Raw genomic sequence first — 13,970 nt, 5'->3', positions numbered from 1 at the left:
GAGCCCCGGTCAGCGCGCCATCCCGCGCCAGCCGAGGGCCTCGCGGTCGGCGCGCGGCAGGCGCTCCACCACCAGGTCGTAGGAGTCCTCGATGAGGTCGCGGATCGTGGACTCGTCCAAGGCCCCGGAGCAGTCGACCGTGTTCCAGTGCCGCTTGCTCATGTGGTACCCCGGTGTGATCTCCGGGTGGGCCGCGCGCAGCCGCGCCGCCAGCTCCGGCTCGCACTTCAGGTTCACCCGTGCCGACCCCTCCGCGGGGCCCTCCCAGAGCAGGGCGAAGAGGCGCGCGGGGCCGTCGGCGCGGCCGCGCACCCTGAAGACGGCGGTGTCCGCCCCGAAGGGGAAATCCTCGAAGGTTCCGGGCAGCGACAGGCACGCCTCGCGGGCATCGTGATACTTCACGCGGTGAATCCTATGCTTAGCGCATGAGCAAATCCGAAGAGGCCGCGGACGCGGTCCAGAACGCCACCAACAGCCCCTGGTTCGAACGGGTCGCCCGGTTCGGCTACGTCGGCAACGCCGTCCTGCACGGACTCATCGGTGGCATCGCGATCAGCATGGCGTTCGGCGGATCCGGCGAGGCCGACCAGGGCGGCGCGCTGGACACCCTGGCCCGGCAGCCGCTCGGGGGCGCCCTGTTGTGGGTGTGCTTCGTCGGCTGCATCGTCCTCGGCATCTGGAGCATCTCCCAAGCCGTGTTCGAGGGGACCGACAAGGCGACGCGCCGGCTCAAGGACGCCGGCACCGGCGTCGTCTTCCTGGCCATCGGCGCCACGTTCGGCACCTACGCCATGGGCGGCCGGGAGGATTCCGGGGAGAAGACCAGCGGCATCAGCGCGGAGCTCATGTCCAACCCTGTCGGCAACTTCGCGCTGCTGGCCGCGGGCGCCGGGCTCATCGGCATGGCGGCCTACTACGTCTACAAGGGCGTCAGCCAGCGCTTCAAGCGGGACCTGTCCGTGCCCGGGGACCCGCGCCAGGCCAAGATCATCACCGTCACGGGTGTCGTCGGCTACGTCGCCAAGGGCCTGGTGCTCGCGGCCCTCGGGCTGCTGTTCATCGTGGCGACCCTCCAACACGACCCCGAGGACTCGACCGGCATCGACGGCGCGCTCCGGGCCGTCCGCGACCAGCCCTTCGGCGTCCCGGCCCTCGCGGCGATCGGGATCGGGCTGATCGCCTACGGCGTCTACCTGCTGTTCCGGGCGCGCTACGACAAGATGGACTAGCCGGCTACACCAGGTGGGCGGCCTCGATCATGGGGCACGCGTCCATGACGACGTCGAGGCCCGCTGCCTTGGCGCGCGCGGCGGCGGCCTCGTCGACGACGCCGACCTGCAGCCAGACGGCGCGCGCGCCGATCTCGATGGCCTGGTCGACCACCGCGCCCACCTTGCGCGAGTTCACGAAGCAGTCGACGACGTCGACGCCGCCCGGGATGTCCGCGAGGCGCGTGTAGCCGCGCTCCCCGTGGACGTCGTCGCCCTTGAGCGACACCGGGACGATCGTCATCCCCAGCTCGTCGCGGATGAAGCGGGACACGCCCACGGCCGCGCGCCGCGGATTGTTGGACAGCCCCACCACGGCCCAGCGCGCCGGCGTCGTGAGCAGGCGCCGGATCAGCTCGCGGTCGTTCACGTGCAGGGCGGACAGCTCCGGCTCGGCGAGCCGCGGCTCCTCCAGCGTCGGTTCGGCGATCGTCGGTTCGGCGATGGAAGGCTCGGGGCGGGACGGCTCGGGGCGGGGCGGTGGCAGCTCGGTCATGCCCCCACGCTACCCCGCGCACCGGCCGCTCTTCGGGGGACGGCCGCTCTTCGGGAGACGTCCGCGCCGGCTACGCGCTCCACTCCTTGAGGTCCGCCGCGGGATCGCGGTCCCACGGGGTCGGCAGCACCCCGCCGAGGTACCCGGCGAACCATTCCTTGACCTCGTCCGAATGGTAGGCGGCCTCGAGCGCCCTACCCTTCTCCGTCTCCGCGAAGCCGGGCTTCGCGGCCACGACGCAGACGTACGGCAGCGAGTCGGCGTCTTCCTCGAACGCCAGGGCGTCGTCCGGAGTCAGCCCGATCTCGGCACCGAGCCGCACGAACAGGAAACCGGCGTCGACGTCCGGGAGCGTCTTGGAGAGGGACTGCTGGTCCACCTCGACGAACTCGAACCCGCGGGGGTTGTCGACGATGTCCTTCTGCGACAGGTGGATCACGCTCTTGTCGCCGGCCAGCTCCAGCAGACCGGCCTTGGCCAGCAGCGCCAGCGCGCGGCCGTTGTTGGACGGGTCCACCGGCAGCGCGATCTTCGCGCCGTCCGGGAGGTCCTCCAGGGACGCGTGGCGGTTGGAGTAGATGCCGCCCGGGGAGCCGTACTCGTAGAACGCGGCCTCGAGGTCCAGGTCGTTGTCCTGGATGAACTGCTGCAGGTACGCGCCGTGCTGGAAGTAGTTCGCGTCGAACTCGCCGTTGGCCACCGCGATGTTGGGCTGGACGATGTCCGTGACGTACTTCGCCTCCACCGTCCACCCCTGGCCCTCGAGGATCCTCTGGGCGATCTTGGTGGGCTCCTGGTACGGCGCGGACTCGGTGACGATCAGCCGGATGGTCTTGTCGTCCGCGGCGCCGGCGGAACCGACCAGCCCGCAGCCGGTGAGGGCTCCGAGCCCGGCGAGGGCGCCGAGGCCGAGGGCCCCGTTGAGGAAGGTGCGGCGTTCCATGGTGTTTCTCCTGTGCTCGGGTTTCGGTGGGGCGGATGCGGCGGAGCGGGCTCCGTGAGACCGGCTCAGGGACCGGCCGGGGCCGCGGTCGGGGCCGCGCCCCCGGGGGACGTCGCGGGGGCCTCGCCGATGGCGTTGAGGCCCTCGGGAAGCGTCCCGTTGACGAAATAGTCGCCGACGGAGCGGGCGCGGAAGGCGATCGGGTTGTGGGTCGCGACCGTCTGGGCGTTGCGCCAGTGCCGGTCCAGTCCCTTGGCGCTCGAGGTGGCGGAGGCCCCGACGGTTTCGAAGAGCTGCTGGGCCGCGCCCAGGGCCAGCTCGGGGACGATCACCTGGGCCTGCTCGACCTCGAGCTCGGCGAGATGGGCCTCCGGCGGCGCCTCGCCGGGCCGGTCCGGCGAGGCGGCCAGCGCGCGGTCCAGGCTGCGCGCGGCGGCCAGCACGGTCGCCTCGGCGGCGTAGGCCTTCGACGCGATGCGCCCGACGAGCTGCTGGATCAGCGGGTCCTCGCGGAACGGCAGGCCGCTGCCGGTGTTGAAGGTGCGCGTGCGGGTGGCCACGGTGGCCGCGGCGTCGTCCCGGGCCGCCCGGGCGATCCCCGCGAGCACGGCGAGGAGGACGAGCTGGAAGAAGGCGGCCTCGTGGACGGCCTCCGCCGTGCCGGAGACCCGGTCGAAGACGTCGGCGTCCTCGACCCGGACGCCGCTGAAGGTCGCGGTTCCGGTGCCGGTCAGCCGCTGCCCGAAGCCGTCCCAGTCGTCGGAGACCCCCACGCCGTCCGCCGCGGTCGGCACCACGACGAACACGCGTCCCGCCTCGCCGGGGACGGCGGCGCTGACCCGCGTGTGCGTGGCGAAGATGGTGCCGGTGGCGTAGTACTTCGCCCCGTCGAGCACCCAGCCGTCCGCGTCGCGGGACAGCGTGGTGTTCAGCGTACCCAGCGCGTTTCCGCCGCGTTCGGTGGAGGCGTTGCCCACGGTCTGCCCGGAGAGGATGCGGGCGTACCAGTCGCGGCGGACGCCGTCGGCCTGCCACCGCAAGGACTCGCAGAAGCCGAAGTGGGAGCGGTACAGGTGCGCGACGTTGGAGTCCGCCGCGGCCAGGTCGATCAGGAGCCGGGCGAACGTCTCCACGCTCGCGCCCGCTCCCCCGTGCTCCGCGGGGACGCGCAGCGCGCCGAACCCGGCGTCGTCGAGCCGCGCCACCGCCTCGAAGGGGAGCTGCCGGTGGAGGTCGCGCTCCAGCGCCCCCTCGGCGATCCCGGCGAAGACCGGCGCGAAGCGGCGGTGGAGTTCCGCATAGCCGGCCGGGCCGGCGCGGTGGATGTCGTGGCTCGCGCCGGATGCTTCCGTCCGGTTGGATCCGCGTCCCGCGGCGGATTCGCGCGTCGGGCGTGCTGCGTGCGTGGCGTGGGTCATTGGTTCCTGTCCCCTGGGGTGTCGCGTCGGGATGAAGTCTCGGGAGGTCGTGTCGGGGGCGTGCCGGGGCGGGCGTGGGCGCCCCGGGCGGGCTACTCCCCGCCGGCCCACTTCGGAAGGTCCTCCGCGGGCGTGCTGTCCCACGGGGTCGTCAGGGCGCCCCCGATGTAGCCCTCGAACCACTCCCTGACCTCGTCGGACTGGAGCGCCGACCGCAGGGCCTCGCCCTTCTCGCTGTCCTTGAAGCCGGGCTTGCCGGACACGACGACGCGGTACGGCAACTGCTCGTCGTCTTCCTCGAACAGCAGTGCCTGCTCGGTGGTGAGCCCGAGCTCCCCGGCGAGCCGGGTGAAAAGGAATCCCGCGTCGACGTCGGGCAGCGTCGTGGCGAGCGACTGCTGGTCGACCTCGACGAACGTGTAGCCGTGCGGGTTGTCGAGGATGTCCTTTTGGGAAATGTGGGTGACCGGCTTGCCCTCGGCGACCTCGAGCTTGCCCGCGCGGTCCAGCAGCTTCAGCGCGCGGCCGTTGTTCGCCGGGTCCACCGGCAGCGCGATCTTCGCCCCGTCCGGCAGGTCGTCGATGTCGTCGTGGGTGGCCGAGTAGATGCCGGCCGGGGAGCCGTAGACGTAGAAGGAGGCCTCGTTGTCCAGGTTGTTGTCCTCGTTGAACTGCTTGAGGTAGGCGACGTGCTGGAAGAAGCTCGCGTCGAATTCGCCGTTGGCCACGGCGATATTGGGCTGGACGATGTCCGTCACGAACTTCGTCTCCAGCGTCCAGCCGTCCTCGGCCAGGGACTCCGCGGCGATACGCAGGGGCTCCTGGAAGGGGGCCGACTCGGTGGCGATGAGCGTGATGGTCTTGTCCCCGCCCGCCTCGGCGCCGGCGGAACCGCCGACGAGGCCGCAGCCCGCGAGCTGCGTGGCTGCCAGGGCGGCGGCCGCGACGGCGGCGAGGCGGGCCGTGCCGGATCGGCGCGCGGCGGATCGGGGGGCGGTGGTCTTCATCGGGTGGCTCCTGTGGCGAGTGGCGCGGCCTGGTCTGCCGCGGCGGAAAGGTGGGTGAACGCCCCGCGGTGGCGGGCGGCGGGATGGGTGGGTTCAAGCAGCGGGCCCCGGCCGAAGACCTTCTCGCGGAGGGTCCCGGGCGCGTACTCGGTCTGGGCGAGGCCGCGGCGCCGCAGTTCCGGCACGACGCCCTCGATGAAGTCGGTGTAGGACCCAGGGAGGATCTGGTTGATGATGTTGATCCCGTCCACCCCCGCGTCCTGCCAGCGCTCCAGCTCGTCGACGATGCGCTCCGGCGTGCCGGCGACCTGCATCGACTCGGCCCGGTAGCGGGCCAGGTCGGCGATGGTCGGGTTGCCGCCGGGCACCGAGGCCCGGGCAGCCTCGAGCACGCCCCGCCCGCCCTCCGTCTCGACGTCGCCCAGCGGGGTGTCCAGCGGGATCCCGCCCAGGTCGATCCCGAGTCCGCCGCCGATGTGGGCGACGAGCGCGTCGAGGTCCAGGTACTCGTTGTACTCGTCCCGCTTGCGGCGCACCTCGTCCTCGGTTCCGCCGACCACGAAGGACAGGCCGGCGAAGACGGTCACGTCGCCCGCCGCCCGCCCGGCCCGCACCGCGGCGGCGCGCACGGCGGCCGCCTTGCCCGCGGCGTGGGCGGGGTTGGGCGCGAAGAGGAACGTCGCCTCCGCGTTGGCCGCCGCGAAGCGGCTTCCCCGCGGCGAGCTGCCGGCCTGGAACAGGAACGGGGTGCGCTGCGGGCTCGGCGCCACCAGGTGCGGGCCGTCGATCGAGTAGCGCGCGCCGCGGTGGTTGATCTTGTTGACCCGCGCGGGGTCGGCGTGGATCCCGCGCTCCTTGTCGGCCAGCACCGCGCCGTCGTCCCACGATCCCTCCCACAGCTTGTACGCCGCGTCGACGTACTCGTCGGCCCAGTCGTACCGGTCGGCATGGGCCGTGAGCCCGTCGGCCCCGAAGTTGCGGTGGGCGTTGTCCAGGACGCTGGTGACGATGTTCCACGCCACCCGGCCGCCGGAGAGGTGGTCCAGCGTCGACAACTGCCGGGCGAGCTGGAACGGGTCGGACTGGATGACCGAGCTGGTCAGCGCCAACCCGATGTCGCTGGTCACGGCGGCCAGGGCGGAGGCGAGCACCAGGGGGTCGTTGGCCGGCACCTGCAGGCCCCGGCGGACGTGGGAGGCCCAGCCTCCGTCGTGGTCGCCGTAGAGCCCCACGACGTCGGCGAAGAACAGGGCGTCGAACTTGGCGTCCTCGAGCTGGCGGGCCAGGTCGGTCCACAGCGACAGTTCGTTGAAGCGGTGCTGCTGCGCCTCGGGATGGCGCCACTGGCCACCCAGGATGTGGCTGGGGGTGTTCATCAGGAACGCGCTGAGCAGCAGGCGCGGACGCCCGGAGGATCCGGTGGAAGGCATGGTTCTCCTAGGGAGGGGTGGGGTGGGGGCGCGGGACGGCGGGATGTGGACCGCGGGTCAGTGGCGCTTGTCGAGCGTCCGGGCCAGGCGGGTCCCGCCGATCTGGACGGCCTGGACCAGGACAATCATCAGGACGATCGCGAAGAACATCACGGCGGTCTCGTACCGGTAGTAGCCGTACCGGATCGCGAAGTCACCGATTCCGCCGCCGCCAACCAGTCCGGCCATGGCCGAGTAGCTGATGAAGCTCACGGTCATGATGGTGATGGAGCCGATGAGCGCCGGCTTCGCCTCGACCAGCAGCACGTCGCGCACGATCTGCCCACGCGTGGCGCCCATGGCGCGGGCGGCCTCGACGACCCCCGAGCCGAGCTGCGTGAGGTTCTGCTCGACGAAACGGGCGAAGTAGGGGATCGCGTTGATGGTCAACGGGACGATCACCGCGGCCGTGCCGATGGTGGTGCCGACGATGAAGCGGGTGACCGGGATGATCGCGATCAGCAGGATCAGGAACGGGAACGAGCGCATGGTGTTCACCAGCGAGTCGACCACCCGGTGCAGGCGCGGCCGCGGCTTGAGTCCGTGCGGGGACATCGAATAGAGCCAGATGCCCAGCGGCGTCCCGGCGAGCACGGCCAGCGGGATCGCGACGATCAGCATGGCGAACGTCTGCCCCATGGCCAGCACGATCTCCGGCCAGAGCTCGGCGACGCGGTTCAGGTCCAGCGCGGTGGTGTTGGCGGGAAGGATCGGGCTAGGCATGGGAGAGCTCCTTCGTGGCGCGCGCCGCGCGGTCCAGCGTGATGTCGTCGGAGATCAGGTAGCGGCCGATCTCCGTCGCGGGGCGGAATCCGGGCCGGTCGAGCTCGGCGAGGTCGAAGCGCTCCACGAGCCGCCCCTCCTCGAGGATCGCGACGTTGTCCGCGATGGCCTTCACGACGTTCATCTCGTGGGTCACGATCACGGTGGTGATGCCCAGCTGGGCGTTGATGTCGGAGATGTACTGGAGCACGGAGGCGGTGGTGCGGGGGTCCACCGCGGACGTCGGCTCGTCGCACAGCAGCACCTTGGGCTCGGTGGCCAGCGCGCGGGCGATCGCCACGCGCTGCTTCTGGCCGCCGGAGAGGCGGGCCGGGTAGGAATCGGCCTTGTCCGCGATGTCCACGATCGCCAGGGCCTCCTTGGCCCGACGCCGGCGCTCCTTCTTCTCGACGCCGGCGAACTTCAGGCTCAGCTCGACGTTCTGCTGCGCCGTGCGGTTGTTCAGCAGGTTGAAGTGCTGGAAGATCATGCCGATCTGGTGCCGGGCGCGGCGCAGCTCCTCGTCCCCCAGCGCGGTGAGGTCGGTCCCGTCGACCGACACCCGCCCGGAGGTGGGCCGCTCCAGCAGGTTGATGTTGCGCAACAGCGTGGACTTGCCCGCCCCGGAAAAGCCGATGATCCCCTGGATGGATCCCCGTGGGATCTCCAGGGACACGTGGTCCACGGCCGTGAAGTCGGTCCCGGCGGTCGTGAAGACCGTCGAGACGTCCCGGATGCTGATCATGTCATGCTCCTCAGGTCGTCCCGAGAAGAGAATCCGCCGCGCGGCGGCCGGGCGGCGCGTGCCCCGGGCAGGGGTGCGCGTCCGAGCGGACCGAACGTGGTGGAAAGAATTCTCCATCGGTCCTGGCATGAGCACCGGCCCCGAAGGGTGGTTGCTGCGGCGTCAATGAGCCAGGTCTCTCGGCCGCTCTGGATGGTGTGCGACGGCGGAGCGTGCCCCGCCGTCGATTCCATGGAATCGCACTTTCTTCGATCCACCAACTCGTCACGCCATGCCGACGAAATATTTCGTCGTCTTACGGCGTATTCTTCGCCGTTCGGGGCGTCCTCGGGTGGCGGTGGTCCGGCGGCACGACGTCGCCGACGGCGTCGAACGGCAGCGGCGCGTTGCCGTTGACCTCGTAGTCCCCGACGATCCGCGCCTTGTAGATCGCCGGGTTGTGGGTGGCCACGGTCCGCGCATTGCGCCAGTGGCGGTCCAGGTTGCAGGCCCGCGCGGTCGACGACGCGCCGAGACCGTCGAAGAGCCGCGAGGCCGCCGCCAGCACGAGCGGCTGGATCGCGGTCTGCGCCCGGTTCGCGGCGAGCTCGCAGACCGCGTACCGCTCCGCGGCGCTGAGTCCCGCCCCGGTCCCGCACACCGACTCCAGCTCGGCCACGGCCGCGAGCACCACCGCGTCGACCGCGAACGCGCTCGCCGAGATCTCCCCGACGATCTGCAGGACCTGCGGGTCGTCGGCCACGGGCACGCCGGTTCCGGTGCTGAAGGACCTCGTGCGGGCCTGCACGGCGGCGCGGGCGTCGCCGAGCACGGCCCGGCAGATCCCCGCCTGCACCGCGAGCAGGACCAGCTGGAACACGGCGGACTCCGGGTGCGCCGCAAGGTCGGCGGGCCGCAGCACGGTGTCCACGGGGACCGCGGCGAACGACGTCGATCCCGTGCCCGTGAGCTGCTGCCCGAAGCCGTCCCAGTCGTCGAAGATGCGGACCCCGGAATGCTGCGTGGACACGACGGCGATGTCCCGGCCGGGCCGCCCCGGCCGGGCCGCGGCAACCGCCACCCAGTCGGCGAAGATCGTCCCGGTGCAGTAGTACTTCTCCCCCGTGAGCCTCCAGCCGCCGTCGTGCTCCTCGAGGACGGTGTTCAGCGTGCCGAGCGCGTTGCCCCCGCGTTCGGTGTAGGCGTTGCCGACCAGCTGTCCGGCGGCGAAACGCGCGAACCAGCGCCCGCGCAGCGCCGCGTCCCCGTGCGCCAGGATCGACTCCACGAAGCCGACGTGCGAGCGCAGCAGGTGGGCGACCTGCGAGTCGGCCTCCGCGAGCTCGATCAGCAGGCGGAAGGTGTCGGCGAGGGTGGCGCCGTGGCCGCCGTCGGACACGGGGACGCGCAGGGCGCCGAAGCGCTCCTTGTTGAGCCAGCCGACCTGCTCGAAGGGCAGCACCCGGTCGGCGTCGCGCGCCGCCGCCCCCTCGGCGATGCGCGCGAACACCGGCCGGAAGACGGCGGCCAGCTCGTCGTAGCGGCCGTCCGGGGGAACCCCCGGGGTCAGCTTGATCAGGTGCCGCGCGGGGGTCGGTGGCGGCAGCTCGTCCAGGGCGACGGCCACGCGGGCGTCGAAGCCGGGGTCGGCGGGCGGCGGAGCGTGCGGGGAAACGGGCGGAACCATGGGATCACTCCATCGGTCCTGGCGTGAGCACCTTCCTCCCGCGGACGGGAAGGGGTTGCTGCGGCGTCGTCGAGCCAGATCTCTCAGCCGCTCTGGATGGTTGGTGAGTCCTTTGTACAGGGCCAGCGGCGCCAGCGGCAAATGCGTCGCCGGACCGGTTGGCGTTTGCCGGCAACAACCGTTGACCTTCCCGGGGGCCGGGGCTAGCTTGTCAAATACCGGTGAAGCATTCCGGATCCGTCGCGAGATCCGGCCCACAACCCGTAACCCAACGACGCGTTTCGGAGGGCATTCACTTGAGTAACGTCGGTCTTCTGTACGTCGGCGCCGTCCTGTTCATCAACGGCCTGATGCTGATTGGCAAGGTGCCCGGCAAGTCCGCGGCCATCATCAATTTCTTCGTCGGTGCCATGCAGGTCGTGTTCCCGACCATCATCATCGCCCAGTCGAACGGCGACCCCGCCGTCATCCTCGGGGCTTCCGGACTCTACCTGTTCGGCTTCACCTACCTGTACGTCGCGCTGAACCAGACCTTCGGGCTTCCCGGCGAGGGCCTGGGCTGGTTCTCCCTGTTCGTCGCGTTCTGCGCCGTCGGCTACGGGATCCTGAACTTCACGCAAGCCAACGACCCCGTGTTCGGGGTCATCTGGTGGATTTGGGCCGTCCTGTGGTTCCTCTTCTTCCTCTTGCTGGGCCTCGGCAAGGACTCGCTGACCCTGTTCACCGGGTGGTTCACCATCATCGTGGCCCACCTCACGGCAACGATCCCCGCGCTCCTGCTGTTGTCGGGGTCCTTCGAGGCCACCACCACCAACGCCATCTGGATGGCCGCGGGCGGCTTCCTCGCGCTGGCGGCCGCCTGGTTCCTGGGCAAGCGCACCGCGGTGTCCCGGGCTTCCGCCACCGCGCCGGCCTAGTCGTCCCCACCACCGCGAGGAGATCCGCATGCCACTGTACGAGTTCCGCTGCCCGGAAGGCACGACGTTCGAGGCCTCTTTCCCCATGGGCCAGGCGCCCGCGGAGCTGGCGTGCGCGCAATGCGGCGAGCCGGCGGGCCGCCGGATCTCGGCGCCCCGCCTGTCCGTCGCCGGGAGCGCCGCCTTCGGGCTGATCGACTCCACGCTCCGCAGCGCCCACGAGCCGGAGGTCGTCACGGGCCTGCCCGGCCGAAGCCGCCGCCCCGCCACCCGCTATACGACACATCCGCTCCACCAGAAGCTTCCGCGGGACTGACCGCGGAACCGAAGGAAACCAGTTTCACGAGATCGCCGAGGAGACAAGCACCATGCCTGACGTCATTTTCCCGCTCGATTCCAGCAAGAAGTTCGAGGACCAAGAGAAGGTCGGACACAACCGGTGGCACCCGGAGATCCCCCCGGTCGCCACCGTCAAGCCGGGGGACACCTTCCGGGTGGACTGCCGCGAGTGGTTCGACGGCGCGATCGTCAACGACGACTCCGCCGACGACGTGCTCAACGCCCCGCTGTTGACCGTGCACAAGCTCAGCGGCCCGTTCGCCGTCGAGGGCGCCAAGCCGGGCGACCTCCTGGTCGTGGACATCCTCGATGTCGGGCCCATCCCGCAGGAGGACAAGGGCGCGCTGGCCGGCCAAGGCTGGGGCTACACCGGCATCTTCTCGAGGAACAACGGCGGCGGCTTCCTGGTGGACCAGTTCCCCGACGCGTACAAGGCCATCTGGGACTTCACGGGACAGGTCGCGACGTCGCGGCACGTCCCCGAGGTCTCCTTCGAGGGCCTGATCCACCCCGGGCTGATGGGCACGGCGCCGTCGGCCGAGCTCCTCGCGAGGTGGAACAAGCGCGAGGGCGCCCTCATCGCCACCGACCCGAACCGCGTCCCGCCGCTGGCGCTGCCGCCCGAGGGGGAACACGCCGTCCTCGGCCACCTCCCCCGGGACCAATGGGAGCGGGTGGGTGGCGAGGCCGCGCGCACGGCCCCGCCACGCGAGAACGGCGGAAACCAGGACATCAAGAACTTCTCGAAGGGCACGCGGGTGTTCTATCCGGTGTTCGTCGACGGGGCCAACCTCTCCATGGGTGACCTGCACTTCTCCCAAGGCGACGGCGAGATCACATTCTGCGGCGCCATCGAGATGGGCGGGTTCCTGGACCTGCGCGTGGACCTCATCAAGGGCGGCATGGAGACCTACGGGGTCAGCGAGAACGCGATCTTCATGCCCGGTCGCGTGGATCCCCGGTTCAGCGAGTGGCTGGCGTTCTCGGGAACGTCGGTGACCCTCGATGGCGAGCAGAAGTACCTGGACTCCCACCTGTCCTACCAGCGGGCCTGCCTGCACGCCATCGACTACCTCACCAAGTTCGGCTACAGCCCGGAACAGGCCTACCTGCTGCTCGGCGCCGCGCCGATCGAGGGTCGGCTCTCGGGCGTCGTGGACATCCCGAACTCCTGCTCCACCGTCTATCTCCCCACGGCGATGTTCCACTTCGACGTCCGGCCGTCGTCCGCGGGGCCCCACCAGGTCGATCCGGGGATTGGAGCGCCGCGTTCGGCCAACGCCTAGATCATGTCTCCCATCGGTTCGACGGTCACCCTGAAACCCTGTGCGGCCGGCAGGGGCGCTGATCCCGGTCCGGCGCGGAATGCGCCGGACCGGGGAGGCGCCGATGGTGGCCTCGTCGCGACAGGTGGCAGGGGCCTTGCCGCTGACCGCTGGGGAGACACGTTCCAGACAAGCACCGGACACGTGGGGGGAGGCTGGCCGCCTGATCGCGCGCGAAGGGCCACACGTCCCGCATCGCGCGCCCGAGGCGGCGAGCCTGCACCCGGTCTCCGCGAGAAAGGCCGCCGGAGGCGGTGCGTGGGCACGGGCGGCCCGCGTACGACATGGACAGTACGAGGCCTACGGCGGTTGAGGTACTCCCTAAATACCGTAGCTGGAGGATTCCTTGTGATGTCTTCGCGTCCATCCTTGAGTGACACAAGGCAAGGCCGGTTAGTGGCACGGATCCGAACAGCCGTCCCCGGGCGGCCCCCATGGTCCGAGCCCATGGCAAGAGAATGAGGAAAAGCATGACCATCATCAGAAATCCGCACCTGTTCAACGAGCCGAGCCTGTTTGCCGACCTGGAGGGCGTGCTGGGCCTCCGCCTCTACCTGAAGATCGAAGGGGTCAACTTCGCCGGCTCGATCAAGCTCAAGCCCGCCAGGGAGATGGTCGAGCGGGCCGAGCGCGAAGGGATGATCGGTCCCGGCACCGTGCTCGTGGAGTCCTCCTCGGGGAACCTCGGCGTCGCACTCAGCATGATCGCCGCCAGCAAGGGTTACCAATTCGTCTGCGTGATCGATCCGCGCTGCAACCCCGCGACCCGGCAGCTCATGGAGTCTCTCGGGGCGCAGGTGGACCTGGTCACCGAGCCGGATCCCGTCGACGGATTCCTCGGCGCCCGGCTCAACCACGTCCGGGAACTGTGCGAGTCCGACGAACGGTACGTCTGGCTCAACCAGTACACCAATCCCGGCAACTGGGGAGCGCACTACCGCTGGACCGCGCCCGAGATCGCCGCCCAGTTCCCCGACCTCGAGGTGCTGTTCGTGGGAGCGGGGACGACGGGCACCCTGATGGGTTGCGCGCGGTATTTCCGTGAGCACCGGCCTGGCGTCCGGATCGTGGCGGTCGACGCCGCCGGCTCGGTCACCTTCGGCGGTCAGCCGGCCACCCGTCTCATCCCAGGGCTCGGCATGAGCGTGCGCCCGCCCCAGCTCGACGAGTCCTTCATCGACGACGTGGTGGTCGTCGAGGAGCTGGACACGGTGCGCACCTGCCACCGCCTGGCCGGGAGCGGGTTCCTGTTCGGCGGCTCCACCGGGACCGTGGTCCACGGCGCCATGACCTGGCTCGCGGACCACCACGCTCAGGACGTCACCGCGGTGGCCATCTCTCCCGACCTGGGCCGCCCGTACCTGGACACCATCTACCAGCCCGACTGGGTGCTCGACCACTTCGGGGCCGACGCGCTCGCCGGTGCCGACTCGACGGCTGCTCCCAGTCCACGGTCCGACTCCGTGCCGGTGCCCCGGCAGCCGGCAGCCACTCCGGGGAACGCTTCCGTGGCCGCGTCGGCACCCAGGAGTTTCTCGCAGTGAAGAAGCTCCTCGACACCCTGCCGACGTCTTCAGTCCCCGCGATTTCCACGGGGCGCGTTCATCCCACCACA

The 13,970-nt window shown here is 70.6% G+C and carries 14 protein-coding genes and 2 riboswitches; of the genes, 5 read left to right on the top strand and 9 right to left on the bottom strand.

Features of this window, described 5'->3' with window-relative positions; all coding sequences use genetic code 11:
• Positions 1-9: 9 nt before the first annotated feature.
• Positions 10-402 carry an MmcQ/YjbR family DNA-binding protein gene (locus ACETWP_RS08045; RefSeq protein WP_373971711.1) on the bottom strand — a complete coding sequence of 131 codons (393 nt, stop codon included), beginning with the start codon at positions 400-402 and terminating at the stop codon, positions 10-12.
• A 23-nt stretch (positions 403-425) separates the two neighbouring features.
• Between ACETWP_RS08045 and ACETWP_RS08040 the strand changes: the two genes are divergently transcribed.
• On the top strand, positions 426-1,229 hold the full coding sequence (locus ACETWP_RS08040) for a DUF1206 domain-containing protein (RefSeq protein WP_373971710.1): 804 nt from the start codon (positions 426-428) through the stop codon (positions 1,227-1,229).
• A gap of 4 nt (positions 1,230-1,233) precedes the next feature.
• Here the strand turns inward: ACETWP_RS08040 and ACETWP_RS08035 are convergent, their stop codons facing one another.
• The 8 genes from ACETWP_RS08035 to ACETWP_RS08000 all read right to left on the bottom strand — a co-directional run bounded on the left by ACETWP_RS08035 (position 1,234) and on the right by ACETWP_RS08000 (position 9,774).
• Entirely contained in the window at positions 1,234-1,644 is a 411-nt protein-coding gene (locus ACETWP_RS08035; protein WP_373971854.1) for a CoA-binding protein, read from the bottom strand.
• Positions 1,645-1,834: 190 nt separating this feature from the next.
• On the bottom strand, positions 1,835-2,707 hold the full coding sequence (locus tag ACETWP_RS08030; RefSeq protein WP_373971709.1) for a MetQ/NlpA family ABC transporter substrate-binding protein: 873 nt from the start codon (positions 2,705-2,707) through the stop codon (positions 1,835-1,837).
• A gap of 65 nt (positions 2,708-2,772) precedes the next feature.
• Positions 2,773-4,125: an acyl-CoA dehydrogenase family protein gene (locus ACETWP_RS08025; RefSeq protein ID WP_373971708.1), complete on the bottom strand. Its 1,353-nt coding sequence runs from the start codon at positions 4,123-4,125 to the stop codon at positions 2,773-2,775.
• A gap of 92 nt (positions 4,126-4,217) precedes the next feature.
• Entirely contained in the window at positions 4,218-5,132 is a 915-nt protein-coding gene (locus tag ACETWP_RS08020; protein WP_373971707.1) for a MetQ/NlpA family ABC transporter substrate-binding protein, read from the bottom strand.
• Entirely contained in the window at positions 5,129-6,562 is a 1,434-nt protein-coding gene (locus ACETWP_RS08015) for an NtaA/DmoA family FMN-dependent monooxygenase (protein WP_373971706.1), read from the bottom strand. The genes ACETWP_RS08020 and ACETWP_RS08015 overlap by 4 nt, the downstream gene beginning before the upstream one ends.
• A 57-nt stretch (positions 6,563-6,619) precedes the next feature.
• Entirely contained in the window at positions 6,620-7,324 is a 705-nt protein-coding gene (locus tag ACETWP_RS08010; RefSeq protein ID WP_373971705.1) for a methionine ABC transporter permease, read from the bottom strand.
• Positions 7,317-8,108: a methionine ABC transporter ATP-binding protein gene (locus ACETWP_RS08005; protein ID WP_373971704.1), complete on the bottom strand. Its 792-nt coding sequence runs from the start codon at positions 8,106-8,108 to the stop codon at positions 7,317-7,319. Before ACETWP_RS08005 ends, ACETWP_RS08010 begins: the two co-directional genes overlap by 8 nt.
• Before the next feature lie 110 nt (positions 8,109-8,218).
• Positions 8,219-8,307, bottom strand: a riboswitch (SAM riboswitch).
• A gap of 96 nt (positions 8,308-8,403) precedes the next feature.
• Positions 8,404-9,774 carry an acyl-CoA dehydrogenase family protein gene (locus tag ACETWP_RS08000; RefSeq protein ID WP_373971703.1) on the bottom strand — a complete coding sequence of 457 codons (1,371 nt, stop codon included), beginning with the start codon at positions 9,772-9,774 and terminating at the stop codon, positions 8,404-8,406.
• A gap of 6 nt (positions 9,775-9,780) precedes the next feature.
• Positions 9,781-9,877: riboswitch (SAM riboswitch) on the bottom strand.
• Between the two features lie 193 nt (positions 9,878-10,070).
• Between ACETWP_RS08000 and ACETWP_RS07995 the strand changes: the two genes are divergently transcribed.
• The 4 genes from ACETWP_RS07995 to sbnA all read left to right on the top strand — a co-directional run bounded on the left by ACETWP_RS07995 (position 10,071) and on the right by sbnA (position 13,899).
• Positions 10,071-10,691 carry an AmiS/UreI family transporter gene (locus tag ACETWP_RS07995; protein ID WP_373971702.1) on the top strand — a complete coding sequence of 207 codons (621 nt, stop codon included), beginning with the start codon at positions 10,071-10,073 and terminating at the stop codon, positions 10,689-10,691.
• A gap of 28 nt (positions 10,692-10,719) precedes the next feature.
• Complete coding sequence (locus ACETWP_RS07990) at positions 10,720-11,007, top strand: FmdB family zinc ribbon protein (RefSeq protein ID WP_373971701.1); 288 nt, start codon at positions 10,720-10,722, stop codon at positions 11,005-11,007.
• A 52-nt stretch (positions 11,008-11,059) separates the two neighbouring features.
• A complete protein-coding gene (fmdA, locus tag ACETWP_RS07985) occupies positions 11,060-12,316 on the top strand; it encodes a formamidase (RefSeq protein ID WP_373971700.1) in 1,257 nt (418 codons plus the stop codon).
• Between the two features lie 509 nt (positions 12,317-12,825).
• Positions 12,826-13,899 (top strand): 2,3-diaminopropionate biosynthesis protein SbnA, encoded by a 1,074-nt coding sequence (gene sbnA / locus ACETWP_RS07980; protein ID WP_373971699.1) that lies wholly within the window; start codon positions 12,826-12,828, stop codon positions 13,897-13,899.
• Positions 13,900-13,970 lie beyond the last annotated feature (71 nt).

This window comes from Arthrobacter halodurans (genome assembly GCF_041877255.1).
GTDB classification, from domain to species: domain Bacteria; phylum Actinomycetota; class Actinomycetes; order Actinomycetales; family Micrococcaceae; genus Arthrobacter_N; species Arthrobacter_N halodurans.
This window is presented reverse-complemented; position numbering and strand designations above follow the sequence as displayed.

Bases quoted from the DNA above. Each gene is read 5' to 3' on its own strand.
- ACETWP_RS08040 (WP_373971710.1), top strand. From the start codon at position 426: ATGAGCAAATCCGAAGAGGCCGCGGACGCGGTCCAGAACGCCACCAAC.
- ACETWP_RS07990 (WP_373971701.1), top strand. From the start codon at position 10,720: ATGCCACTGTACGAGTTCCGCTGCCCGGAAGGCACGACGTTCGAGGCC.
- ACETWP_RS08000 (WP_373971703.1), bottom strand. From the start codon at position 9,774: ATGGTTCCGCCCGTTTCCCCGCACGCTCCGCCGCCCGCCGACCCCGGC.
- ACETWP_RS08030 (WP_373971709.1), bottom strand. From the start codon at position 2,707: ATGGAACGCCGCACCTTCCTCAACGGGGCCCTCGGCCTCGGCGCCCTC.
- ACETWP_RS08005 (WP_373971704.1), bottom strand. From the start codon at position 8,108: ATGATCAGCATCCGGGACGTCTCGACGGTCTTCACGACCGCCGGGACC.
- ACETWP_RS08020 (WP_373971707.1), bottom strand. From the start codon at position 5,132: ATGAAGACCACCGCCCCCCGATCCGCCGCGCGCCGATCCGGCACGGCC.
- ACETWP_RS08025 (WP_373971708.1), bottom strand. From the start codon at position 4,125: ATGACCCACGCCACGCACGCAGCACGCCCGACGCGCGAATCCGCCGCG.
- sbnA (WP_373971699.1), top strand. From the start codon at position 12,826: ATGACCATCATCAGAAATCCGCACCTGTTCAACGAGCCGAGCCTGTTT.
- fmdA (WP_373971700.1), top strand. From the start codon at position 11,060: ATGCCTGACGTCATTTTCCCGCTCGATTCCAGCAAGAAGTTCGAGGAC.
- ACETWP_RS08015 (WP_373971706.1), bottom strand. From the start codon at position 6,562: ATGCCTTCCACCGGATCCTCCGGGCGTCCGCGCCTGCTGCTCAGCGCG.
- ACETWP_RS08010 (WP_373971705.1), bottom strand. From the start codon at position 7,324: ATGCCTAGCCCGATCCTTCCCGCCAACACCACCGCGCTGGACCTGAAC.